Below are 22,807 nucleotides of genomic sequence, written 5' to 3' on the forward strand. Positions count from 1 at the left end.
GGCCCCGTCTCGGCCTCCGCCTCGCGCCGATTTCCTTGCACCCCTTCGCGGAGGGGATTCCCTTCGCCCAAGAGGCTACCGGCCGACCAGCATGTCCCAGAGAGTCTGCATCTCGCTCGACGCCATGGGCGGCGATCACGGTCCCTCGACGGTGGTGCCGGGCGCCGGCATCGCCCGCGAGCGCCATCCCGAGATGACCTTCCTGATGTTCGGCGACGAGGCCGTGCTCGCGCCCCTCGTCGCCGCCGAGCCGCGGCTGAAGGGGGCCGTCGAGATCCGCCACACCACGGTCGCGATCACCATGGACGACAAGCCGAGCCAGGCGGTGCGCGCGGGGCGCGGCAAATCCTCGATGTGGCAGGCGATCCAGGCCGTGCGGGACGGGCAGGCCGATGCCGCGGTCTCGGCCGGCAATACCGGCGCGCTCATGGCGATGTCGAAGATCTGCCTCAAGACGCTCGCCGGCGTCGAGCGGCCGGCCATCGCCTGCCTGTGGCCGACGGTGCGCGGCGAGAGCGTCGTGCTCGATGTCGGCGCCACCATCGGCACGGATGCCGAGCACCTCGTCGAGATGGCGCTGATGGGCGCCGCCATGGCCCGGATCGTGTTCGACCTCGACCGCCCGACGGTCGGGCTCCTCAATGTCGGCACCGAGGAGATGAAGGGCAACGAGGCGGTCAAGGAGGCCGCCCGCATCCTGCGCGAGGTCGAGTTGCCGACGCTCGCCTATCACGGCTTCGTCGAGGGCAACGATCTCGGCCGCGGCACCGTGGACGTCGTGGTCACCGAGGGCTTCACCGGCAACATCGCGCTCAAGACCGCGGAGGGCACGGCCAAGCAGATCGCCACTTATCTGCGCGCCGCCATGAGCCGGACCCTGTCGGCCAAGATCGGCTACTTCTTCGCCCGCCAGGCCTTCGGCGCCCTGCGCGAGAAGATGAACCCGAGCCGGGCCAATGGAGGCGTCTTCCTCGGGCTCGAGGGCATCGTCATCAAGAGCCACGGCTCGGAGAACGCGGCAGGCTTCGCGTCCGCCATCGACCTCGCCCACGACATGGCCCGCCACGACCTCATGCGCACGATCCGCGACATGCTCGAGTCGACGCCGATGGCGGTGCCGGCATGACGATGCTGCGCTCCGTCGTGGTCGGCTGCGGCTCCCACCTTCCGGCCAAGGTCGTCACCAACGACGAGCTCTCGCAGCGCGTCGAGACCTCCGACGCGTGGATCGTCCAGCGCACCGGCATCCGCCAGCGCCACATCGCCGATGCGGGCGAGACCACCTCGGTGCTCGGCACCCGCGCGGCGCGGGCGGCGCTCGACGATGCGGGCATGGGACCCGAGGACATCGACCTCGTGATCTGCGCGACCTCGACGCCGGACCACACCTTCCCCTCCACCGCCACGCAGATCCAGGCGGCCTTGGGCATCCACCAGGGCGCGGCCTTCGACCTCCAGGCGGTCTGCGCCGGCTTCGTCTACGGCGTCGCCACCGCCGACAAGTTCCTGACGACGGGCGGGGCCAAGCGCGCGCTGGTGGTCGGCGCCGAGACCTTCTCGCGCATCCTCGACTGGACGGACCGCACCACCTGCGTCCTGTTCGGGGACGGCGCCGGCGCGATCGTCCTGGAGGCGCGGGAGGGCGAGGGCACGAGCGCCGACCGGGGCGTGCTGAATGCGAGCCTGCGCTCCGACGGGCGCCACCGCGAAAAGCTCTACGTCGACGGCGGCCCGGGCTCGACGGGCACGACGGGGTTCCTGCGCATGGAAGGCAAGGAGGTCTTCCGCTTCGCCGTGGGCTCCGTCACCGACGTGATCGCGGAGTCCTTCCGGGCCACCGGCACGACGCCCGAGGAGCTCGACTGGTTCGTGCCACACCAGGCCAACCGGCGCATCATCGAGGCCTCCGCCGACAAGCTCGGCATCGCTCGCGAGAAGGTGGTGCTCACGGTCGACCGCCACGGCAACACCTCGGCGGCCTCGATCCCGCTGGCGCTGGACGTGGCGCGCAAGGACGGCCGCATCCGCGAGGGCGACCTCGTCATGATCGAGGCCATCGGCGGCGGCTTCACCTGGGGCGCCTCCCTGATCCGCTGGTAGGCCAAACGCGCGGTTGACCCCGGCACGAACGCCGATTAGCGTGTGCGATCATAGAGATACGCAAGAAACGTCGAATCGGATTTGGGGACAGACGCATGACGGGGAAGACGGTCACACGCGCCGATCTGAGCGAGGCCGTCTACCAGCAGGTGGGTCTCTCCCGCACCGAATCCTCCGCCCTCGTCGAGACCGTCCTGTCCGAGATCTGCACCTGCCTCGCCGCCGGCGAGACCGTGAAGCTGTCCTCCTTCGGCTCCTTCGTGGTGCGCAGCAAGGGCAAGCGAGTCGGACGCAATCCGAAGACCGGCGTCGAGGTGGCGATCGAGCCGCGCCAGGTCATGGTGTTCAAGCCCTCCAACGTGCTCAAGGCCCGCATCAACGGGCTGAACGGCAGCGGCATTCACGATAGCGACGATTGAGACCGACCATGCCGCTCGCCGCCCGCGCCGCCGACGCGTCCGAGGGATCGGAGAAGCGCCCCGGCGCCTTCCGCACCATCAGCGAGGTCGCCGAGGAGCTCGACGTGCCCCAGCACGTCCTGCGCTTCTGGGAGACGAAGTTCGGGCAGATCAAGCCGGTCAAGCGCGCCGGCGGGCGCCGCTACTACCGGCCCGACGACATCGACCTGATCAAGGGCGTCCGCCGCCTCCTGCACGGGCAGGGCTACACGATCCGCGGCGCCCAGCGCATCCTCAAGGAGAGCGGCGTGCGCTTCGTCCAGTCGGTCGGACGCGGCGAGGCCGAGGCGGTGGCGCCCCCGGTCGATGAGGCGGAGGCGCAGGAGGTTTCTTCGGAAGCTGGCGCGCTATCGGCCGACGATCGTTCCGCGCTGGAGGCTGTGCTTCGCGACCTCTACGCCTGCCAGGACACGCTGGCGGCGATGCGAGTGCCGCCGGAGCCGGCGGGCTGATTGCATCCGCAGCGCGCCGTTTCCCGGGCGCCTGAAGCGTCAGCGAAACGTCTGACGGCGTGGTTCGCGGAGACGGGGTTTCCGTCAGGCCCGTGCGATCCAGCCCCGCCACGTGAAGGCCGCGTAGAACAGCGCGACGTCCCGAAAGCCGCCATCGAGCAGGATGTCGGCATCCTGCTGGGGATCGAGAGCGGGAAGGCTCGCCTCCACCGCTGCGCGCGCTTTCCGGGCCTGCTCCCGATCCACGCCCGAGGCGAGCGCGTACGCCTCATAGCGGTCGAGCCACCGCGGCCGCTCGTCCTGCGGAAAGCTGCCGTGGGCGGCAACGAAGGGTGCGGCGGCTCTCAGTCGCCGATGGATGGCGCAAACCGTCGCCTCACGCTCAACGGCATCGAGGAAGTGCAGCGTCAGCAGGCACGTCGCCGCGTCGAAGGGCCCGGCTGGCGCGTCATCGATGTAGCCCTGGATCAATGTGACCCGATCCATCAGCGGACCGAGCGTCCGCTCCGCCTGCAGCAGCATCTCCCGGGAAGGATCGACGCCCACGAAGGTCCAGCGAGGCTGAGCCTCGACTAGAGCCCGCAATTCCAGTCCACCCCCGGCGCCGAGCACCAAGACCTGCGCATCGGGCGGCGTTCCCTCGGCCAGCAGGATGCCGGTCATCCTGTGAAGGGCCTCGAAACCGGGAACGAAACGAGGCGGCCCCTCCGCATACCTGGCTACCGCCGCCGGGTCGTCGAAGGAGGCCACAAAATCGAGCGGCGCCTGTTTCGCGCTATGCGACATCGGGACGAGCCTCCTGCGCACAGCGTTCGCGCTTCGCGAACCGGGCGTGGAAATCGGCACTGAGTTGTCCAAGGGTCACGTCGCCGAGACGCGCCATCAACAGGCTCTCCGCCTCCTCGAAGGCTGTCGCGAGCGCAGCGTTCACGGCCTGCTCGACAAGGCAGGCGGGCGCGACGTTGCGGTGGCCCATCGCGAAGAGCTCCGGCGCTCCCAAGGCGAGGTAGACGTCGTGAAGGCTCACCCGGTCGAAGTCGCAGCAAAGGGTCCAGCCTCCCCCATGCCCCTTCTCGGAGGCCACGAGGCCGAGATCGCGCAGCCCTCCCATGATGCGGCGGATCACGACCGGATTGGTCTGCATCATGACGGCCAGCCGCTCGGAGGTTACCGGCTGCTTGAACTCGGCCATATGGAGGAGGACGTGGAGCACCCCTGACAATCGACTGTCTCGTCTCATGTAACTTTACTTGTTTCATGATGACGGCATTGTCAACGCGCGTTGCACGCAGGGAGGAGTTCCACGCATGCGCGCGCGATCCTGCCGTTCGCGCGCCCCGTGCCCATCAGGGCCAGGTCGTTCGTCGACGAGGCCGCGCGTGTCATCGAGGCAGGATGGGCAAGGCGGGAGGATCGGACATGAGACTGCTGTTGGTGGGAGCGACTGGCCTCGTCGGGCAGCACGTCCTTGCAAGGGCGCTGGGGGATGAACGCGTCGAGGCAATCGTAGCCCCGGCGCGACGTGCCCTGCCGCAACACGCGAAGCTCCTCGCACCGGTCGTGGACTTCGACCGCTTGCCCGCAGACGCGGATTGGTGGCGCGCCGACGCGGTCCTCTGCGCCCTCGGCACCACGATTCGCGCGGCAGGCTCGCAGGCGGCGTTTCGCAAGGTGGATCACGATTACCCGCTCGCCGTCGCCAGCCTGGCCAAGGCTCGTGGCGCGACGACCTTCGTGCTGAACTCGGCGATGAGCGCTGACCCGACTTCTCGGTTCTTCTACTCCCGCGTGAAGGGGGAGGTGGAGCGTGACCTGGCCGCGCTGGAGTTCCGGTCGCTGACGCTGGTGCGGCCCGGTCTCATCGGCGGCCGACGCAGCGAGCCGCGTCCTGCCGAGCGCGTCGGTTCCACCGTTCTGGGGCTCCTCGGGCCGGTCCTCCCGAAGGCGCTCCGCATCAATCCGGCGGAGCGGATTGCGCAGGTCATGCTCGATGCCGCCCTGGCCGGCCGGCCCGGCACGCGCGTCATCCGGTCGGCGGAGCTGAACTGAGACGGTCGTACCCGCCACGCGTGTTGCCGGCGGCACTCCGATCCGTGCGGCTTCTCGTGCTGGCGCCAAATCGGGTTCGGCCGAGCACCGGACCCCAAGCTGGTTCCGGCTTCCGGTCCGGTGCCGAAACAAGAAGCCGGATCCGTCCGAGGGAAGGGCCGGGTCGGGTGAACCGAATCTCAGCCCCGTCCCGAGCGCGCCGCAAGCCAGATCGTGTGCCGCGCACCGCCGCGCCCGGCACGAGCACGGACCGTGACGGTCTCCACCGCAAAGCCCGCTTGGGCGAGCCGCCGGGTGAAGGCGGCGTCGGGCGCGGCGGACCAGACGGCGAGCACACCGCCGGGGCGAAGCGCATTGCGGGCAGCGCTGAGGCCGACCGCGTGGTAGAGGCGGTCGTTGGAGGGCCGGGTCAGGCCGTCCGGGCCGTTGTCGACGTCGAGCAGGATGGCGTCGTAGGCCCCGCGCGCCGTGCGGATCGCCTCGGCCACGTCGCCCTCGCGGATCGCGACGCGGGAATCATCGAGACCGCGGCCCGAGACCTCCGCGAGCGGTCCGCGCGCCCAGGCCACGACACCTGGAACCAGCTCGGCGACGGTGATCGCGGCATCCGGCCCCAGCGCGGCGAGCGCCGCGCGCAGGGTGAAGCCCATTCCGAGGCCGCCGATGAGCACGTGGGCGCCGGCCCGCGCCCCGATCCGCCCGCAGGCCAGCGTCGCCAGCGCCTCCTCGGAGCCGCTGAGCCGGCTGTTCATCAGCTCGTTGTCGCCGAGCCGGATCGCGAACTCGGACCCGCGCCGGAAAAGGCGCAGGGTGCCAGCCTCACCGGGGATCGGGATCGTGTCGAGGAGCGTCCAGGGGATCACCAGGGCCTCGACTTAAGAACGATATCTGAACCAAAGGCGAAGGGCAGATTGAGAAAGATAGCCGAACACCGTCATTCCGGGGCGCCGAAGGCGAACCCGGAATTCGGAGCCGCCGACGGTGCCTTAGCTGGCGCTCGCGGTGGTTATGGATCCCGGGTTCCGCTGCGCGGCCCCGGGATGACAGCGTTGGCTTCATCATCGTTGCGGCGAACGACGGCGGCATTCTAGGTTCGCACGTCTCATGGAACCATGCCGGCCCCGCTGACCGCCCTAGAACAGTCCCTCGATCTGACCGTTCGCGTCGAGGTGGATGCCCTCCGAGGCCGGCACCTTGGGCAGGCCCGGCATCGTCATGATCTCACCGCAGATCACCACGACGAAGCCGGCGCCCGCCGAGAGCCGGACGTCGCGCACCGAGATGGTGTGGCCCGAGGGCGCGCCCATCAGGTTCGGATCGGTCGAGAACGAGTACTGGGTCTTGGCCATGCAGACCGGCAGGTTGCCGTAGCCGTCCTTCTCGAACTGCGCGAGCTTCCCCGCCGCCTTCTGCTCGACCATGATGTCGGCCGCGCCGTAGAGCTTCTGCGCGATGGTGCGGATCTTGTCCGTGAGTCCGGTCTCGTCGGCGTAGAGGAAGTTGAGGGGCTTCTGCTCGCCCTCGGCGAGCTTCACCACGGCCTGGGCCAACCCCTCGGCGCCGGCGCCGCCCTCCGCCCAGTGCTTGCAGGTGATCGCCTCGACGCCCAGCCGCTCGCGGCAGAGCTCCTTCAGCTTGGCGTGCTCGGCATCGGTGTCGGCGTAGAAGTGGTTGACGCCCACCACCACCGGCAGGCCGAAGCCGCGCACGTTCTCGACGTGGCGGGCGAGGTTGGCGAAGCCCTTCTCCAGCGCCGCGATGTTCTCGGCCCCGAGTTCCTTCTTGGAGACGCCGCCATGCATCTTGAGTGCGCGCACGGTCGCGACGATAACGACCGCCGAGGGCTTGAGGCCCGCCTGGCGGCACTTGATGTCGATGAACTTCTCCGCGCCGAGGTCTGCGCCGAAGCCCGCCTCCGTGACCACGTAATCGGCCATGCGCAGGCCCGCCCTGGTGGCGATCACCGAATTGCAGCCATGCGCGATGTTGGCGAAGGGGCCGCCGTGGATGAGCGCCGGGTTGCCCTCCAGCGTCTGGACGAGGTTCGGCTGCAGCGCGTCCTTGAGGAGCACCGTCATGGCGCCGGTGGCCTTCACGTCCTTGAGCGTCACCGGCTTGCGGTCGCGGGTCTCGGCGATGACGATGCGGCCCAGCCGCGCCTCGAGGTCGTCGAGGTCCTTCGCAAGACAGAACACCGCCATCACCTCGGAGGCGACGGTGATGTCGAAGCCGTCCTCGCGGGGGAAGCCGTTGGCGACGCCGCCGAGGCTCGACGTGATCTGGCGCAGGGAGCGGTCGTTCATGTCGACGACCCGGCGCCAGGCGATGCGGCGAACGTCGATGTTGAGCTCGTTCGCCCAATAGACGTGGTTGTCGATGAGCGCGGCCGCGAGGCTGTGGGCCGCGGTGATGGCGTGGAAGTCGCCGGTGAAGTGCAGGTTGATCTGCTCCATCGGCACCACTTGCGACTTGCCGCCGCCGGCCGCGCCGCCCTTCATGCCGAAGCAGGGGCCGAGCGAAGGCTCGCGCAGGCAGGCGACGGTGCGCTTGCCGATGCGGTTGAGGCCGTCGCTGAGGCCCACCGTCGTCGTGGTCTTGCCCTCGCCGGCGGGCGTCGGCGAGATGGCGGTGACGAGGACGAGCTTGCCCTCCGGCTTGTCGGCGAGGCTCTTGATGTAGCCGTGGTCGATCTTGGCGATCGTGCGCCCGTAATTGTGCAGGGCCTCCTCGGGCACGCCGAGCTTCTCGGCCACCTGGGTGATCGGCTTCAGGGTCGCCGCGCGGGCGATCTCGATATCTGAGGGCATGGTCGCGTCTCTTCCCGTCTGTCTCGACCGCCGGCCTTGAGCCGTGCGGCCTCGTCCTGGCCACGCGGCCTCCGGACGGCCACGCTAAACCCATCGGGCCAGTTTTATCGAGGGCCGGGAGAAAAGCGCCTCGGAATTTTTCAACGCGCGCGCAAAAATTCGTTCTTGGATCTCAGCCCGTCATGGCGCTGGCCTCGTAGCCCGCCTTCGACAGGGCCTCGGCGATGGTGAGGCTCTGGGCCCGGGTCGTCACGGCGACGCGGCCGTGGTCGAGGTCGACCACCACCTCCGCCTCCGGATCGACACGGCGGATGGCGCGGCGCACCGCCTCCGCGCAGCCGTCGCAGGTCATGCCCTCGACCTGCATCAGGAGGTCCACCCGCGTCGCGTCCATGCCTGGCTCCCGTTCTCGGCCCCCGCTGCTCGCGCCCATGATGTCGGCCCGCGACGCGGCGGATGCAAGCGGCCGGTTGCCCCCATGGACGAAGGCCGGGCGCGAAGCGCAAGCCACAGTTGGCGAAAATCCGGTTGGTGCCGCCGCCGCATCCTTGTGAGCGGGGACGCACTCGGCGACAAACGGGTTTGTTCCCGATTCGGTCGTCGCATCGGGCGAGAGAGCGCGTTCGAGGGTTGAGCATTCCGATGGCCCGGATCGTCGGCCAGCGCGTGGGCGTCGTAGCCCTCAGCCTCCTCGGCGTGGTCGTCCTGGCGCCGCTCGCGGTGCTGGCGCCGCTCGCCGGCGCCTTCGCGCTCGCCACCGCGGCGATGATCGCCGCCCTCCTCCTGTACCGTCGGGCCGGAAAGCTCGCCGCGCGGGCGGACAAGCTCTCCGGCGAGGTCGACGTGCTCTCGCGACGCCTGCTGCGCCTGGAGGCCCTGGGCGATCGCCAGGCGCGCCTTGAGGCCGACCCGCAGCGGCGCACATCCGAGCCCGCACCGGACAATGCCGCCCTCTTCGCCGGCGTCGAGGAGGTCACCGCGGAGATCGGCCTTCTCAGCGGGATCGTGCGGGAGCTCGCCGCCGTCGTCGCCGCGCAGGACGACGAGATCGCCGGGCTGAAGGCGCGTCCCGCCCCCGAGGTGGCCCCGGCCCCGCCGAGGGGCGAGGCGAAGCCGTTCGAGATCCCGCAGATTCCCGTCCCCCGGGCGGAGCCGGTGGCGGAGGCGCCCGAGATCGTCGCGCCGCCGCGGCGGACCTCGCCCGCCCCGGTCGCCTGGACGCCCCGCCCCCTGGAGGCGCCGGCCGCGCCGCCGGCGCCTGAGCGGTCATGGGAGGCCGCGCTCGTCGACGCCTTCGACGGGGGGGGCCTCGAGATCCACCTGCAGCCCCTCGTCTCCCTGCCCCAACGCAAGGTCGTCTCCTACGAGGCCCTGGCCCGGCTGCGCGTCGAGGACGAGACCCTCGACCCCGAGGCCTTCCTGCCGGCGCTGGAGCGGCACGGGCGCACGACCGAGCTCGACCGGCGCATGCTGCAGCGGGTCGCCACGATCAGCCGGCACCTGAGCGGGCGGGGCAGCGCGGCGGCGGTCGCCTACGCGCTCTCGCCGGCCTCGCTGTTCGAGCCCGGCTTCCTGCGCTGGCTCGCCCGCCTCGTCGGCGACGAGCCAGGTCTGGCCGGGCGCCTCGTCCTGTCGCTGCCGCAGGCGAGCTGGCGCAGCCTCGATGCCGAGCAGGCCGGCGCGCTGGGCGGCCTGCGGGGCCGGGTCGGCTTCACCCTCGACCGCCCCGTCGACCTCCGGCTCGATCCCCTGGCGCTCGCCGAGCGCGGCATCGGCCAGGTCAAGCTGCCCGTGGAGCTCCTGCTGCGGCCCCCCGCCCGCCTGGGCTTGCCGGCGATCGCGCTGGAGGACCTCGCGGCCGCGCTGGCCCGGGCCGGCATCCAGCTCGTCGCCGACCGGGTGGAGCGCGAGGCCGACGTGCCCGACCTCATCGATCTCGACGTCCCGCTGGCGCAGGGCAGCGTGTTCGCTCCCGCCCGGGCCGTGCGGGCCGAGGTGCTGGCGACGCCGGCCCCGGAGCCGGCCGCCCCCTCCCCCGGCGAGGAGCCCGAGCCGCCGCCCCAGCGCCGCCCCTTCCGCGACTTCCTGCGCCGCGCCGGCTGAGCGCCCCCGCATTGCGCTTCGCCGCCCGGCCCCCTAACCGGGCGCCCGACGACACGCCGCCGCACAGCCCCAGGCCCTATCCATGACCGCGACATCCGCCCCCGCCGGAGCGATCCCGATCCCCGACGGATTCGCGGGGATGGGCGCGGGCTACGACCTGATCCTCTGCGACGTTTGGGGCGTGCTCCATGACGGCACCCGGGCGCACGGGCAAGCGAGCGACGCGCTGATCCGGTTCCGCCGGCTCGCCCCCGAGGGCCGGCCGCGCCGGGTCATCCTGGTCTCGAACGCGCCGCGGCCCTGGGCGGGCGTCCAGCGCATCCTCGACGGCTTTGGCATCCCGCGCGAGGCCTACGACGCAATCCTGACCTCGGGCGATCTCACCCGGGGGCTCCTGGCGCGGCATCCGGGCGAGCGCGTCCACCATCTCGGGCCCGAGCGCGACGCCCCGATCTTCGAGGGGCTCGACCTGCGGCTCGTAGCCGGCGAAGCGGCCGAGCGCGTCGTCTGCACCGGTCCCTTCGACGACACGCGGGAGACGGCGGAGGATTATCGCGAGCGGTTCGCGGCGTTCCGGGCGCGGAATGTGCCGATGCTCTGCGCCAATCCCGACCTCGTGGTGGAGCGCGAGGGCAAGCTGATCCCCTGCGCCGGGCTGCTCGCCGCCGCCTATGCGGAGATCGGGGGCAGGGTCACCTACGCGGGCAAGCCCTATCGGCCGGTCTACGAGGCGGCCCTCGACCTCGCGGCGGAACTGGACGGCACGCCGCCCGCCCTGGCGCGCGTGATCGCGGTGGGCGACGCGCTGCGCACCGACATCGCGGGCGCGAACGGGTTCGGGATCGCGAGCCTGCTCGTCGCCCGCGGGATCCACGCCGAGGAGATGGGGGTCGCCGCCGAGCACGACAGGCTCGGCGATGTCGCCGAATGGCTCGGCCGCCAGGAGGCGCGGCCGGACGCGGTGATCGAGCGGCTGGTCTGGTGAGACCTCAGGCGAAGAGCGCGTCGATCTCGTCCTGGGCCGTGGCCGGGCCCTTCAGCTGGGGGCCGTTCAGGATCAGGAGCTCGGCGCGCATCCGGCGCTCGACCTCGGCCGGGTCGATGCCGCCGGCGTCGCGGGCGTTCACGGCGGTCGCGAACCGGGTCAGCCGGCTCTCGAGCTGGCGGAGCGCCTCGGCGACCTTCGAGATCCGCTGGCCGGTGATGTCCTGGAAGGTGCAGGCCTCGAAGATGTCGTTCATCCGCGCCTCGACGGCGGCGCGGTAGTTCTTGTCGCTGGGCAGGCCGAGGATCTCCTCGGCCGCGGTCATGATCGAGTTCGTGGCGCCCGCCGTCGCGGTGACGACGCTGCCGAGTTCCTCGTGGGCCATCGGCAGCCGGTCGCGGGTGAGCTCGTTGGCGCGCAGCGCCGCGATCTCGTTGCGGACGTGGGCGATGTAATCCGCGATCTCGACGAGCTCGCGGATCAGCGACGGCTTGGCGGGCGTCGTATTGGCAGGCGTGGGGTTGGCAGGTGCGGGACCTTTGGCAGGTGCGGGGCCAGTGTTTCGCGTCACGTTTGCGAGTCCCATCGGCTCCCGCCCCCTGAGATGGTTGTAGCGTTGGTTGGAGAAGATCAGGCGCCGCAGACGGCTTCAATCTTGCTCTTCAGCGTCGCGGCGTTGAAGGGCTTCACGATGTAGTTGTTCACGCCGGCCTTCTTGGCCGCGATCACGTTCTCGGTCTTCGACTCGGCCGTGACCATGATGAAGGGCGTGGTGCGCAGGGCCTCGTCGGCGCGGACATGGCGCAGCAGCTCGTAGCCCGTCATCGGCTCCATGTTCCAGTCGGAGATGACCAGGCCGTACTTGCGGTTCTTGAGCCGGGCGAGCGCGGCCGTGCCGTCGGAGGCGTCGTCGACCTCCTCGAAGCCGAGCTGCTTAAGAAGGTTGCGGATGATACGGACCATCGTCTGATAATCGTCGACGACGAGGATCGGCATGCCGAGATCGAGGGCCATGAGTCGTTCTGCTCCGTCAGTTCGAGGGCCAGTGCGGCGCGCCGCGACCCATCACGGGTTTCGGGGAAGCGCGGGGGCCCGACGCCTCTTGCCGCCGAAATTACGCCGGACTGAATTGCGAACCGGTTAACTGCCCACAGGATCGTGATGCGGGGACAATCTGCCCGCGCGCCCTCGCTTGACCGCCTCGGGGCTTTTCGACACGAACCCCTGCCCGCCCCTCGCGCGATCCCGCACCCGGAAGCGACCTGAACCCCGATGTCGTCTGGCGAAGAGACAGCCCCGAGCCGGCGCGGTGGGATCGGTCCGGACCGCCCGCCCTTCGCCGTCTGCCGCGAGGACGAGCCCGTGCCGCCCGCGCTCGCGGGCGCGGTGGCCGCCATCGGCAATTTCGACGGCGTCCATATGGGCCACCGGGCGCTGCTGAGCGCGGTGCGCGAGACGGCCGCCGCCCGGGGCCGCCCGGCGGCGGTCCTGACCTTCGAACCGCATCCCCGCGCCTATTTCGCCCCCGACCGGCCGATGTTCCGCCTCACCGGCGCGCGGGCGAGGGAGATCCTGTTCGCGCGGCTCGGGCTCGACGGCCTCATCATCCGCCGCTTCGACGCAGCGATGGCGGGCACCGGCGCGGCGGAGTTCGTGGAGCGCCTGCTCAAGACCGAGCTCGGCCTGTCGGGCGTGGTGATCGGCCACGATTTTCACTTCGGCCGTGGCCGCGAGGGCACACCCGCGGTCCTGAACAGGCTCTGCGAGGCGGCGGGGCTCACCTCCCGCGTCCTGCCGGCCGTGTCTCTGGGGGCCGAGACGGAGCCGGTCTCCTCGAGCGCGATCCGGGCGGCGCTCGCGCGGGGCGACGTCGGACGGGCCAACGCGCTGCTCGGCTACCGCTGGTTCGTGCTGGGCGAGGTCCAGCACGGGGACAAGCGCGGCCGCACGCTCGGCTACCCCACAGCCAATATCCGCCTCGCCGATTGCGGGCTCGCCCACGGCATCTACGCCGTACGGGCGCGGCTCGCGGACGGACGGCTCTGCGACGGTGTGGCGAGCTACGGCCGCCGCCCGACCTTCGACGACGGCGCGCCGCTCCTCGAGGTCAACCTCTTCGCCTTCTCGGGCGATCTCTACGGGCAGGATCTTTCCGTGGAGTTCGTCGGCTTCATCCGCGGCGAGGCGCGTTTCGAGAGCGCCGAGGCACTGATCGCGCGGATGGATATCGACGCCGAGGAAGCCCGGGCGCTGATCGCGGCCGACGGGACGGCGTCGATGCTTGCGTGATGCACCTCTCCTCCCCCTTGTGGGGAGGAGTTGGAGGTGGGGGTGGCTGGGTGACCCTGCTGCGGAGGCCAGCGGAACCACTCCCACCCTCGATCCCTCCCCACAAGGGGGAGGGAAGCACGCGATTCTCGATCGAACTGGGGCCGATCAATCGAATTTGGCGTCAGGGCGCGAGCGCCGCGGTGGCCTGCCTAAAATCCTCGCGGTCGCGGCCGCCGCTGAGGAGGAAGGCCGAGCGGCCGTCGCTCCAATAGGCGGTCTCGCCGTCCTCGGAGGCGGCGAGCGTCACGGCCTGCGGCCGGCGCTCCGTCGAGGGGTCGCGCGTCGCGAACAGGGCGACCTCGCCGTGCGGGCCGGCATCAATCGCGACCTCGATCCCCGCTCCGCTCCGCCCGGGAAACACCTGGACGTCGCGCACCTGCCAGGCGGCGGGGAGCGCGGGCAGGCGGATCCCGGTGGCGGCCTCGATCTCGGCGCGATCGTAGGAGGCCACCATGCGCTGCGAGGCCATGCGGGCGCGCAGCTGCGCGGTCCGGCGGGCCTCCCGCGCCTCGGCCACGAGGACGGGATCGACGGGGGCGGCGACGGTGCCGGGCACGCCGACGAAGCCGATATCGGAATGCGCAAGCCAGCCGGCGCCGACGAGCAGCGCGATGACGGCGGCCCGCCGCAGCCGATGCCCGATCCGGCGCAGGGCGAGCGAGCGGTCGAGGCGGCGCGCGGCCGCGTGAAGGCGCTCGGGCATCGGGCCGGGCCCCTGCGCGAAAGCGGCGCGCAGGGCGTCGCGGTCGCGAAGCTCGGCCATCACCCGCACCGCGTCCTCGGGGTGCCGGGCAAGATGCGCCTCGACCTCGAGGCGGCGCATCGGGTCGAGCTGGCCGTCGACGAAGGCGGTGAAATCCTCGTCCGTGATCGGGTCGATCATGGTGCGTTGCCCTCCTTCGCAGTCCTGTCCGCCGCAAGCTTGTCCGTGTTCGCGACGACGCGCAGGCGCGGCCGCTCGGCCGGCAGCGCCCGCCCCTCCTCGAAGGCCCGAAGGGCGGCCCGGCCGCGGCCGAGCCGGGACATCAGGGTGCCGATCGGAATGCCCAGGACGGCGGCGGCCTCGGCATAGGGTAGCCCCTCGAGCGTCACGAGGTGAAGCGCGGCCCGCTGCTCCTCCGGCAGGGCCTGGAAGGCCCGGCGGATCTGGGCGAGGCGGAGCTGGCCCTCCTGCGCCGGCGGGGCCGCGGCCCCCTCCTCGATCCGCGCCGCCGCCTCGGCGTGGCGGGCCTCGACGCGCTTGCGGCGCTGGTCGTCGACGAAGACGTTGTGCAGCACCGTCATCATCCAGGTGCGCAGGTTGGTCCCCGGCCGGGTCGGTGGACCGGCCTCCAGGGCGCGCACCAGGGCGTCGTGGACGAGGTCGTCCGCCCGCGGCACGTCGCGGGTCAGCGCGCGGGCGTAGCGCCGCATCGGCACGATGAGGTCGACGATGTCGCCTCGGTCGGGCGGGGCGGTCGGCGGTGATGAGTCGGCCGTCATGATGGTGAGAACGGGCGAGCGGCGTCCCCTAATCCGCCCGCGGACCAAGGGTTGTTGAGCCAAGCGTGGCCGGCAAGGGCTACTGGTAGGTCGATTCGAGGTCCAGCGTGCACTCGCGCCCGACCGCGTCGTAGCTCGCCGCGAGCCAGGCCTGGGCCGCGTCGCGGCCGGTGTCGCGCAGGCGCTCGAACACCCGCCAGCGGGCATCGAGGCGGGAGGAGGCGTGATAGGCGTCGAGCGCCCCCGTCCCGTCGATGCGGTGGACCAGCACGCGCTTGTAGTGCCCCTCGCCGAGCACGCCCTCCTCGATCAGGTCCTCGACGAAGTCGATGGCCCGCAATTCGCGCAGCAGGTTGGCGTTGAAGGTGATCTCGTTGAGACGGTCCTGGATCTCCTGCGGGGTGCGCGGCGTCTCGCGGCGCTCCACGGGGTTGATCTGCACGAGGAGCACGTCGCGGGTCTCGGCGCCCTGGTGGAGGGGATAGAGCGGCGGGTTGCCGAGATAGCCGCCGTCCCAATAGGGCACCCCGTCGATCTCGACGGCCTGGAACACCGTGGGCAGGCAGGCCGAGGCCATGAGGTGGTCGACGGTGAGCTCGGACCGCTCGAACACCTTGATCTTGCCGCTCCAGACATTCGTCGCCGAGACGAAGAGGTTGGCGGTGTCGCTGGCGCGCAGGCGCTCGAAATCGACCTGGCCGGCCAGCGCCTTGCGCAGGGGATTGATGTTGAGCGGGTTCGACACGTAGGGGCTCGTCCGGAACGCCCGGCCCCAGAAGGCGGCGACGGGGTTGTCCTTCCAGAGGCCGAAGAGGCCGCTGAAGACGCTGCGCTGGGCGGGCCAGAAATCGCCGTCGAGGCTGACCTCGCGCCAGAACCGCGCGAGGGCCTCGCGCGCTCCGTCCGGCCCGTCCTCGAGCCAGCCGTCCAGCATCACCACGGCGTTGATCGCTCCGGCGCTCGCGCCCGTCATCGCCTCGAAGCCGAGCCGCCCGTCCTCGATCAGCGCATCGAGCACGCCCCAGGTGAAGGCGCCGTGCGCGCCGCCGCCCTGCAGCGCCAGCGAGACGGTCTTGTCCGCGTTCGGTCCCGCGAGCGTTACGCCGGTTCGCGGGCGTGCGCTGCCCATTCCGGATGCAGGCGGGGCGGCGGGGACGGAGGAAGGATTGTGCGGATCGGGTTGCGAGCGCTCGTCCATGGCGACGTCCTTGGTATTATGTTGCAGCGCAGCATAGAAAATGGCGCAAGGCAGCAAACGAGGGGCGGAGCGGCGAGGTTCCGCTCTTTCGAGCCATGCATGGGTTGGGCCCACTGAGCGCATGCGAAAACCTCGACATCCCGGCCCGGATGGGACATGGGTCATGGCGTTAGCGCGACCGAGCGGCTCGGGCGCCGCTGTCCTGCGCGGTCTGGAGACTTGACGCGGGAGGGCGGCCACCGCAGCTAAACGGAAGACGACCGATCCTGCCGCGCGAGACGGGACGGCTTCGGTCGAGCGTCGGCCGAAGATCCCTGGAGCGCAAGGTCCGAGATGGAAGCCATGGAAGCCTCCCCGAAGATGGGTCCCGAGATCGCGGGCCCGGCGCCCCGGCACCGCACCGTCGGCGTGCGCATCGGCGCCGGCGAAGGCGCCGTGACGGTGGGCGGCGGCGCGCCGATCGTCGTCCAGTCGATGACGAACACCGACACCGCCGACATCGACGGCACGGTGGCGCAGGTCGCCCAATTGGCGCGCGCCGGCTCGGAGCTCGTGCGCATCACGGTGGACCGCGACGAGGCCGCCGCCGCGGTGCCGAAGATCCGCGAGCGCCTCGACCGCATCGGCATCCACGTGCCGCTGGTGGGCGACTTCCACTATATCGGCCACAAGCTGCTGTCCGATCATCCGGCCTGCGCCGAGGCGCTGGCCAAGTACCGGATCAACCCGGGCAATGTCGGCTTCAAGGAGAAGAAGGACGTCCAGTTCTCCACCATCATCGAGCAGGCGATCCGCTACGGGAAGACCGTGCGCATCGGCGCGAATTGGGGCTCGCTGGACGAGGCGCTGCTCACGCACCTGATGGACGAGAACGCCAGGTCGCCCCGGCCGATCGACGCCCGCGCGGTGATGCGCGAGGCGATGGTGCAATCGGCCCTGACCTCGGCCGACCGCGCCGTAGAGCTCGGGCTGTCGAAGGACAAGATCATCCTCTCGGCCAAGGTCTCGGCGGTGCAGGACCTCATCGCGGTCTACCGCGAGGTGGCACGCCGCTCCGACTACGCGATCCATCTCGGCCTCACCGAGGCGGGCATGGGCTCGAAGGGCCTCGTCGCGGCCTCCGCCGCCATCGGCGTGCTCCTGCAGGAGGGCATCGGCGACACCATCCGCTACTCGCTGACGCCCGAGCCCGGCGGCGACCGCACCGTGGAGGTCAAGGCCGCGCAGGAGCTCCTGCAGACCATGGGCTTCCGGACGTTCGTGCCGCTCGTGGCGGCCTGCCCCGGTTGCGGGCGCACGACCTCCACCACCTTCCAGGAGCTCGCCCGCGACATCCAGAACTGGATCGTCACCTCGATGCCGGAATGGAAGAAGGCCTATCCGGGCGTGGAGGGCCTCAACGTCGCGGTGATGGGTTGCATCGTCAACGGGCCGGGCGAGTCGAAGCACGCCGACATCGGCATCTCGCTGCCCGGCACCGGCGAGAGCCCGACGGCACCCGTCTTCATCGACGGCAAGAAGGCGATGACCCTGCGCGGGCCGACGCTCGCCAAGGATTTCGAGACCATCGTCACCGACTACATCGAGCGTCGCTTCGGGACGGGCGCGCGCAACGCGGCCGAGTAGGATCTCGGCCGGGCGGTTGCCGTTCCGGCGCCCGGGGCCACATGCTAGGGGTCGTCGCACGGTCGGCCCCGGCGCCCGCCCCCATCGGGGCCTGCCCGGGGCCGATCACGCGAGACGTGAGCCCGCGTTGTTTCCGTCTCCCGCAGGCCCGGTTCCCGCAGGCCCAAGCCTGGATTTCAGCGCATGACGCAATCCGCCTCCCCGAGCGTGCCGGCCGCTCCGACCGATCCTGCGGGCGGCCTCGGCGCCGATCCGGCGGAGACGGCGCGCGAGCACGCGCCGACGCCGTTCTGGACCCTCGTCGTCGGCTCCGTCGGCGTCGTCTACGGCGACATCGGCACGAGCCCGCTCTACGCCTTCCGCGAGGCGCTGGGGCCGGCCCGGGCCGACAACATCCTGCTCGCCGAGGAGGTGCTCGGCACGACCTCGCTGATCATCTGGGCGCTCTTGATCATCGTGACGATCAAGTACGTCGTCATCCTGCTGCGCATGGACAACAACGGCGAGGGCGGCATCCTCTCGCTGATGGCGCTGGCGCGCAAGGCGCTCGGCGGCTCGACCATCGTGTTCATGCTCGGCCTGCTCGGCGCCTCGCTGTTCTACGGCGACGCCATCATCACCCCGGCGATCTCGGTGCTCTCGGCGGTGGAAGGGCTCAAGCTCGTCACCCCCGTCTTCGAGCCCTACGTCCTGCCGATCACCGTGGCGATCATCGTCGCCCTGTTCCTCGTGCAGAGCCGGGGCACCAGCAAGGTCGCGGCCTTCTTCGGCCCCGTCATGGTGGTTTGGTTCCTGGCGCTGGGCCTCGCCGCCCTGCCCCACATCTTCGACAATCCCAGCGTGTTCGCGGCCTTCAACCCCTGGTACGCGGTGCATTACCTCCTGGGCCACGGCACCGGCGCGCTGGTGGCGCTCGGCGCGGTGTTCCTGGCGGTGACGGGAGCCGAGGCGCTGTTCGCCGATCTCGGGCATTTCGGGCGCCGCCCGATCCAGGTGGCCTGGCTCGGCCTCGTCGCGCCCTGCCTCACCCTGAACTATCTCGGCCAGACCGCCCTCGTGCTCGCCAAGCCCGACACGACGGACCCGTTCTACCAGCTCGTGCCGGAATGGGGCCTGATCCCGATGGTGGTGCTCGCGACGCTGGCGACCGTCACGGCGAGCCAGGCGGTGATCACCGGCGCCTTCTCGCTGTCGCGCCAGGCGGTCCAGCTCGGCCTGCTGCCGCGGCTGGAGATCCGCCACACCTCCGAATCCCATTCGGGCCAGATCTTCCTGCCGCAGGTGAACCTCCTGCTGCTGCTCGGCGTGGTGGTGCTGACCATCCTGTTCCGCTCCTCCTCCGCACTCGCCTCCGCCTACGGCATTGCGGTCACCGGCACGATGCTGCTGACCGCCAGCATGGCCTTCGTGGTGCTCTGGAAGGTTTGGAAGCTGTCGCCCATCGCGGCGGCGGCGGCGATCGTGCCCTTCATCGTGATCGAGTTCCTGTTCCTGCTCTCGAACCTGCTGAAGGTGTTCGAGGGCGGCTACGTGCCGCTCGTGCTCGCGGGCGGGCTCATCATCCTGATGTGGACCTGGGTGCGGGGCGTCAAAATCCTCATCACCAAGACCCGCAAGACCGACGTGCCGCTGGTCGAGCTCGTCGGCATGCTGGAGAAGAGCCCGCCCCACCAGGTGCGGGGCACGGCGGTGTTCCTGACGAGCGATCCCGAGATCGCGCCGGCGGCGCTCCTGCACAACCTGAAGCACAACAAGGTGCTCCACGAGAAGAACGTCGTGCTGACGGTCCAGACCGTGGACACACCTCGCTCCGGCGAGGCCGACCGGATCCGGATCGAGCCGATCGGGCCGCGCTTCTACAAGGTCGTGATGAAGTTCGGCTACATGGAGACGCCGAACATCCCCCGCACCCTGACCCTCCTGCGAAAGCAGGGCTTCAAGTTCGACATCATGGCGACCTCGTTCTTCCTGTCCCGCCGCTCGATCCGTCCGGCGGCGCATTCCGGCATGCCGCTCTGGCAGGACCGGATCTTCATCACGCTCGCCAAGAACGCCAACGACGCCACGGACTTCTTCCAGATCCCGACCGGGCGCGTCGTCGAGGTGGGCACGCAGGTGACGGTGTAGGGCAGGCTCTCGTCCCCTCGCCGTCCTGCGGCGCGGGGGCATGATCCGACCGCCCTGGGCTAGGCCTGGACGCGCTCCCCGCGATGGGCGGCGAGGAACAGGGCGACCGCCCGCTCGACCCGCTCGTCGATCCCGGCGACCAGCGCGTCGACGTCGAGGTCGAGGGCGAGGCGGTAGTTCGTCAGGCCCTGCCAGAGCCCGACGAGCTGTTCGGCCGCCTGTTCCGGCTCAGGGAGATCGATCTCGCCCCTGCCCGCGGCCCGGACCAGAAGCGCGGTCAGGTCCCGGTGGGTCTGGCCAGGCCCCAGCTCGTAGAAGCGCCGCGCCAGGTCAGGGTGCCGCCGCAGCTCGCCCGCGAGCACGGCGTAGAACGTCACCGGGATCGGGCTCGCGAGGTAGCGCATCAGGCCCCGTCCGAAGGCGACGAGCCCGTCATGAAGTGAGACACCCTCGGCGGGCAGCGCCTGCGTGGGCGCGAGGCGATCCATCTCGTCGCGCATCGTCGCCTCGAACAGGGCCGTCTTGTCGGGGAAGTGGCTGTAGAGCGTCGCCCGCGAAACGCCGGCGGCCCGCGCGACGGCCTCAAGGGCCGTCGCCTGCACGCCCTGCGTCAGGAAGAGGCGCCAGGCCGCGGCGATGATCGCCTGCCGCTTCTCGTGAGCCCGTGGACGCCCGACGGCGCGTTTGGCGGAGGCCCCGTCCGGCCTTGCTTCGCTCATGCGGGCCCTTGCCAATTTCCAGTCATTCGTGTCTAAAAATTCCGCCAAGCTTGGCCGCGCGTCCAGGAGATTCCAAGGTGCCGAGTACCATATTCGGAGCTGGGCGGAGGCGCGCACGCTACGGATTCGACGCGCCGGGGATCATGCTGAAGCTCCTGGCTGCCGGCGCGAGCGGCCTCGCGGTCGGGGCGGGGCTGTTCCTTCTGGCAGAGGGCCGGCTCGTCCTCCTCGCTGGCGTCCTCGTCGCGGCGAGCCTCGTCCCGCTCTGCCTCGGTCTCTCGATGCTCGTCTACGGGTTGCTGGGCAAGCACCGGGTGCGCGACCACATGATCGGCCTGATCGCATGGCGCGGCGACGAGCAGGTGCTCGATATCGGCACCGGGCGGGGGCTCCTGCTGATCGGCGCGGCCAAGCGGCTGGGCCGGCGCGGACAGGCGACCGGCATCGACGTCTGGCGGTCGGAGGACCTCTCGGACAATTCCCTCGATCGCCTGGCCGAGAACGTCGGCCTCGAAGGCGTCGAGGACAACGTCGCGCTGCTCACCCAGGACGCCCGCCAGCTCTCGTTTCCGGATGCCAGCTTCGACGTGGTGCTCTCGCTGTTCTGCATCCACAACATCGAGAGCAAGGCCGAGCAGCGCCAGGCCTGCCGCGAGATCGCGCGGGTGCTGAAGCCCGGCGGCAGGGTCCTCGTCGGCGAGTGGCTGCCGACGCATGCCTATGCCGAGGCGTTCCGGGAGGCGGGGCTAAGGGTGAACGCCTCCCGATCGCACTTCCTGACGGCGCTCGCCCTCATGTGGATGGTGGATGCCGAGAAGCCGCGGGTGCCGGCCGGGACCTGACGCGGAGAGGGTTAGGCCTCCCCTACTCCACAGGCTTCTTCGCCGAGACGGGTCCCAGCGGCGTGATCCTCAAGCTGGTGATCCGGTTCTTGGCCTTGCGCAGGACTTGGAAGCGGAAGCCGTGGAAGTTGAAGGCCGTGCCGGTGTCGGGGATGGCGCGGGCCTCATGGATGACGAGCCCGGCGATCGTGGTCGCCTCGTCGTCGGGCAAGTCCCAGTCCATCGCCCGGTTGAGGTCGCGGATCGGGACGGAGCCCTCGGCATGGACGGAGCCGTCGCCCTGGGGCCGGACGCCCGAGACCGTCACGTCGTGCTCGTCGGCGATGTCGCCGACGATCTCCTCCAGGATGTCCTCGAGGGTCACGAGGCCCATGACCTCGCCGTACTCGTCGACGACGAGGGCGAAGTGGGTCTTCTTGGTCAGAAAGGCCTTGAGCTGGTCGCGCAGAGAGGTCGTGTCCGGCACGAACCAGGTCTCCAGCGCCAGCGCCTCGACCTTGAGCCCAGAGGCGTCGCCGCCGGCCGCGTCGAGGGCCCGCAGCAGGTCCTTGGCGTGGAGCACGCCGATGATGTTCTCCGAGGTCCCCCGCCACAGCGGCATGCGGGTGTAGGGCGAGGCCAGGACCTCGCGGACGATCTCCTCCGAGGGCAGGTCGGCGTTGATGGTCCGCATCTTGGTCCGGTGGACCATGACCTCGGAGACCGACAGGTCGTGCAGGTCGAGCAGCCCGCCGAGCATGTCGCGCTCGGCCTTGGCGACGCCGCCCTCGCGGTGCAGCAGGGCGACCTGCCCACGGATCTCCTCGGTCGCCGTCAGGATCGACTGGTGCTCGCCGATGCGGACGCCGAACGGGCGCAGCATCAGCCGCACGAGACTCTCGATCGCCAGGGCGAGCGGCCCAAGCACGGCGACGGCGAAGGCCACGGGCCGCACCATCACCAGGGCGGCGCGGTCCGGCTTGCTGATGGCCAGCGTCTTGGGCAGGAGCTGGGCGAGAACGATCAGCAGGACCGACATCGCGGCGGTGGCGTAGAGCACGCCGGCCTTGCCGTAGAGCGTCGTCAGCACGCTCGTCGTGAAGGCCGAGGCGCCGATCGCCACGACGTTGTAGCCGATCAGCATGGCGCCGATGAAGCGCTCGCGGATGGCGAGGATGCGGTTGACGAGCCGCGCGCGAGGGTCGCCGGCCGTCTCCAGCGACAGCATCCGCGCCCGCGAGGCGGCGGTGAAGGCGGTCTCGGCCCCGGCAAAGAAGGCCGAGAACAGGAGCGCCATCGCGATGATGCTCGCGGCGAACCAGAAGTCGGTGTGCGTTTCCATGAGCGAGCCGCGTGGCAGGGGGCGCCCCCGGGGAGGGTCGAGGCGGCCGGTCGAGCCTGTTCTCTACACCGGTCGGCTTCGGCGCGCTCGGGGCACGAGCGAAAACGCGGTGGGTGAGGTCGAATGCAACCCGACCTCATCTCCTCACGGAAGCGTGACCGACGACACGCTCCGTTAACCGGATTTCACGACAACCGTAGCCTTTTT

General features: G+C 70.5%; 23 protein-coding genes. 11 read left to right on the forward strand and 12 right to left on the reverse strand.

The window, feature by feature from the left end:
* Window positions 1–91: 91 nt before the first annotated feature.
* From plsX to MFF55_RS07540, 4 genes are all read left to right on the forward strand, one after another.
* Entirely contained in the window at window positions 92–1,126 is a 1,035-nt protein-coding gene (gene plsX / locus MFF55_RS07525; RefSeq protein WP_238243460.1) for a phosphate acyltransferase PlsX, read from the forward strand.
* Window positions 1,123–2,100 carry a beta-ketoacyl-ACP synthase III gene (locus tag MFF55_RS07530; protein ID WP_238243461.1) on the forward strand — a complete coding sequence of 326 codons (978 nt, stop codon included), beginning with the start codon at window positions 1,123–1,125 and terminating at the stop codon, window positions 2,098–2,100. The genes plsX and MFF55_RS07530 overlap by 4 nt, the downstream gene beginning before the upstream one ends.
* 95 nt (window positions 2,101–2,195) lie before the next feature.
* A complete protein-coding gene (locus MFF55_RS07535; protein ID WP_238243462.1) occupies window positions 2,196–2,519 on the forward strand; it encodes an integration host factor subunit alpha in 324 nt (107 codons plus the stop codon).
* Between the two features lie 8 nt (window positions 2,520–2,527).
* Window positions 2,528–3,010: a MerR family transcriptional regulator gene (locus tag MFF55_RS07540; RefSeq protein ID WP_238243463.1), complete on the forward strand. Its 483-nt coding sequence runs from the start codon at window positions 2,528–2,530 to the stop codon at window positions 3,008–3,010.
* A gap of 84 nt (window positions 3,011–3,094) precedes the next feature.
* Here MFF55_RS07540 and MFF55_RS07545 read toward each other — a convergent pair whose 3' ends face one another.
* Window positions 3,095–3,796 (reverse strand): class I SAM-dependent methyltransferase, encoded by a 702-nt coding sequence (locus MFF55_RS07545; RefSeq protein ID WP_238243490.1) that lies wholly within the window; start codon window positions 3,794–3,796, stop codon window positions 3,095–3,097.
* Window positions 3,786–4,250: an Rrf2 family transcriptional regulator gene (locus MFF55_RS07550; RefSeq protein WP_238243464.1), complete on the reverse strand. Its 465-nt coding sequence runs from the start codon at window positions 4,248–4,250 to the stop codon at window positions 3,786–3,788. Before MFF55_RS07550 ends, MFF55_RS07545 begins: the two co-directional genes overlap by 11 nt.
* Before the next feature lie 179 nt (window positions 4,251–4,429).
* Between MFF55_RS07550 and MFF55_RS07555 the strand changes: the two genes are divergently transcribed.
* Complete coding sequence (locus MFF55_RS07555; RefSeq protein ID WP_238243465.1) at window positions 4,430–5,059, forward strand: Rossmann-fold NAD(P)-binding domain-containing protein; 630 nt, start codon at window positions 4,430–4,432, stop codon at window positions 5,057–5,059.
* A 179-nt stretch (window positions 5,060–5,238) separates the two neighbouring features.
* Here the strand turns inward: MFF55_RS07555 and MFF55_RS07560 are convergent, their stop codons facing one another.
* From MFF55_RS07560 to MFF55_RS07570, 3 genes are all read right to left on the reverse strand, one after another.
* Window positions 5,239–5,922 (reverse strand): spermidine synthase, encoded by a 684-nt coding sequence (locus MFF55_RS07560; protein ID WP_238243466.1) that lies wholly within the window; start codon window positions 5,920–5,922, stop codon window positions 5,239–5,241.
* A gap of 270 nt (window positions 5,923–6,192) precedes the next feature.
* Complete coding sequence (locus MFF55_RS07565; protein ID WP_238243467.1) at window positions 6,193–7,866, reverse strand: formate--tetrahydrofolate ligase; 1,674 nt, start codon at window positions 7,864–7,866, stop codon at window positions 6,193–6,195.
* 172 nt (window positions 7,867–8,038) lie between these two features.
* Window positions 8,039–8,260, reverse strand: a complete 222-nt coding sequence (locus MFF55_RS07570; protein ID WP_238243468.1) for a heavy-metal-associated domain-containing protein — start codon at window positions 8,258–8,260, stop codon at window positions 8,039–8,041.
* Window positions 8,261–8,508: 248 nt separating this feature from the next.
* On the opposite strand from MFF55_RS07570, the gene MFF55_RS07575 reads away from it, so the two are divergent.
* Together MFF55_RS07575 and MFF55_RS07580 are read left to right on the forward strand one after the other, a co-directional pair.
* Complete coding sequence (locus MFF55_RS07575; protein ID WP_238243469.1) at window positions 8,509–9,969, forward strand: EAL domain-containing protein; 1,461 nt, start codon at window positions 8,509–8,511, stop codon at window positions 9,967–9,969.
* Window positions 9,970–10,108: 139 nt separating this feature from the next.
* Window positions 10,109–10,954 carry a TIGR01459 family HAD-type hydrolase gene (locus MFF55_RS07580; RefSeq protein WP_238243491.1) on the forward strand — a complete coding sequence of 282 codons (846 nt, stop codon included), beginning with the start codon at window positions 10,109–10,111 and terminating at the stop codon, window positions 10,952–10,954.
* Window positions 10,955–10,958: 4 nt separating this feature from the next.
* Here the strand turns inward: MFF55_RS07580 and MFF55_RS07585 are convergent, their stop codons facing one another.
* Window positions 10,959–11,438, reverse strand: coding sequence for a protein phosphatase CheZ (locus MFF55_RS07585; protein WP_238243492.1), 480 nt, complete (start codon window positions 11,436–11,438; stop codon window positions 10,959–10,961).
* A 146-nt stretch (window positions 11,439–11,584) separates the two neighbouring features.
* Window positions 11,585–11,968 (reverse strand): response regulator, encoded by a 384-nt coding sequence (locus MFF55_RS07590; RefSeq protein WP_018046001.1) that lies wholly within the window; start codon window positions 11,966–11,968, stop codon window positions 11,585–11,587.
* A 258-nt stretch (window positions 11,969–12,226) separates the two neighbouring features.
* Between MFF55_RS07590 and MFF55_RS07595 the strand changes: the two genes are divergently transcribed.
* A complete protein-coding gene (locus MFF55_RS07595) occupies window positions 12,227–13,243 on the forward strand; it encodes a bifunctional riboflavin kinase/FAD synthetase (RefSeq protein WP_238243470.1) in 1,017 nt (338 codons plus the stop codon).
* 163 nt (window positions 13,244–13,406) lie between these two features.
* On the opposite strand, the gene MFF55_RS07600 is transcribed toward MFF55_RS07595, so the two are convergent.
* The 3 genes from MFF55_RS07600 to MFF55_RS07610 all read right to left on the reverse strand — a co-directional run bounded on the left by MFF55_RS07600 (window position 13,407) and on the right by MFF55_RS07610 (window position 15,965).
* The gene (locus MFF55_RS07600; protein WP_238243471.1) at window positions 13,407–14,168 is read right to left on the reverse strand and encodes an anti-sigma factor family protein; all 762 of its coding nucleotides are present in this window, start codon (window positions 14,166–14,168) and stop codon (window positions 13,407–13,409) included.
* Window positions 14,165–14,767 (reverse strand): sigma-70 family RNA polymerase sigma factor, encoded by a 603-nt coding sequence (locus MFF55_RS07605; RefSeq protein ID WP_238243472.1) that lies wholly within the window; start codon window positions 14,765–14,767, stop codon window positions 14,165–14,167. Before MFF55_RS07605 ends, MFF55_RS07600 begins: the two co-directional genes overlap by 4 nt.
* A 79-nt stretch (window positions 14,768–14,846) precedes the next feature.
* A complete protein-coding gene (locus MFF55_RS07610) occupies window positions 14,847–15,965 on the reverse strand; it encodes a patatin-like phospholipase family protein (RefSeq protein WP_238243473.1) in 1,119 nt (372 codons plus the stop codon).
* A gap of 333 nt (window positions 15,966–16,298) precedes the next feature.
* Between MFF55_RS07610 and ispG the strand changes: the two genes are divergently transcribed.
* Window positions 16,299–17,591 (forward strand): flavodoxin-dependent (E)-4-hydroxy-3-methylbut-2-enyl-diphosphate synthase, encoded by a 1,293-nt coding sequence (gene ispG / locus MFF55_RS07615; RefSeq protein WP_238243474.1) that lies wholly within the window; start codon window positions 16,299–16,301, stop codon window positions 17,589–17,591.
* 183 nt (window positions 17,592–17,774) lie between these two features.
* The gene (locus MFF55_RS07620; protein ID WP_238243475.1) at window positions 17,775–19,718 is read left to right on the forward strand and encodes a potassium transporter Kup; all 1,944 of its coding nucleotides are present in this window, start codon (window positions 17,775–17,777) and stop codon (window positions 19,716–19,718) included.
* 59 nt (window positions 19,719–19,777) lie between these two features.
* On the opposite strand, the gene MFF55_RS07625 is transcribed toward MFF55_RS07620, so the two are convergent.
* Window positions 19,778–20,437 carry a TetR/AcrR family transcriptional regulator gene (locus tag MFF55_RS07625; protein WP_238243476.1) on the reverse strand — a complete coding sequence of 220 codons (660 nt, stop codon included), beginning with the start codon at window positions 20,435–20,437 and terminating at the stop codon, window positions 19,778–19,780.
* Window positions 20,438–20,514: 77 nt separating this feature from the next.
* Between MFF55_RS07625 and MFF55_RS07630 the strand changes: the two genes are divergently transcribed.
* Window positions 20,515–21,279, forward strand: a complete 765-nt coding sequence (locus MFF55_RS07630; RefSeq protein WP_238243477.1) for a class I SAM-dependent methyltransferase — start codon at window positions 20,515–20,517, stop codon at window positions 21,277–21,279.
* A 22-nt stretch (window positions 21,280–21,301) separates the two neighbouring features.
* Here MFF55_RS07630 and MFF55_RS07635 read toward each other — a convergent pair whose 3' ends face one another.
* Window positions 21,302–22,600, reverse strand: a complete 1,299-nt coding sequence (locus MFF55_RS07635; protein WP_238243478.1) for an HlyC/CorC family transporter — start codon at window positions 22,598–22,600, stop codon at window positions 21,302–21,304.
* Between the last annotated feature and the right edge of the window lie 207 nt (window positions 22,601–22,807).

The sequence above is a fragment of the Methylobacterium iners genome (assembly GCF_022179305.1).
Lineage (GTDB): Bacteria > Pseudomonadota > Alphaproteobacteria > Rhizobiales > Beijerinckiaceae > Methylobacterium > Methylobacterium iners.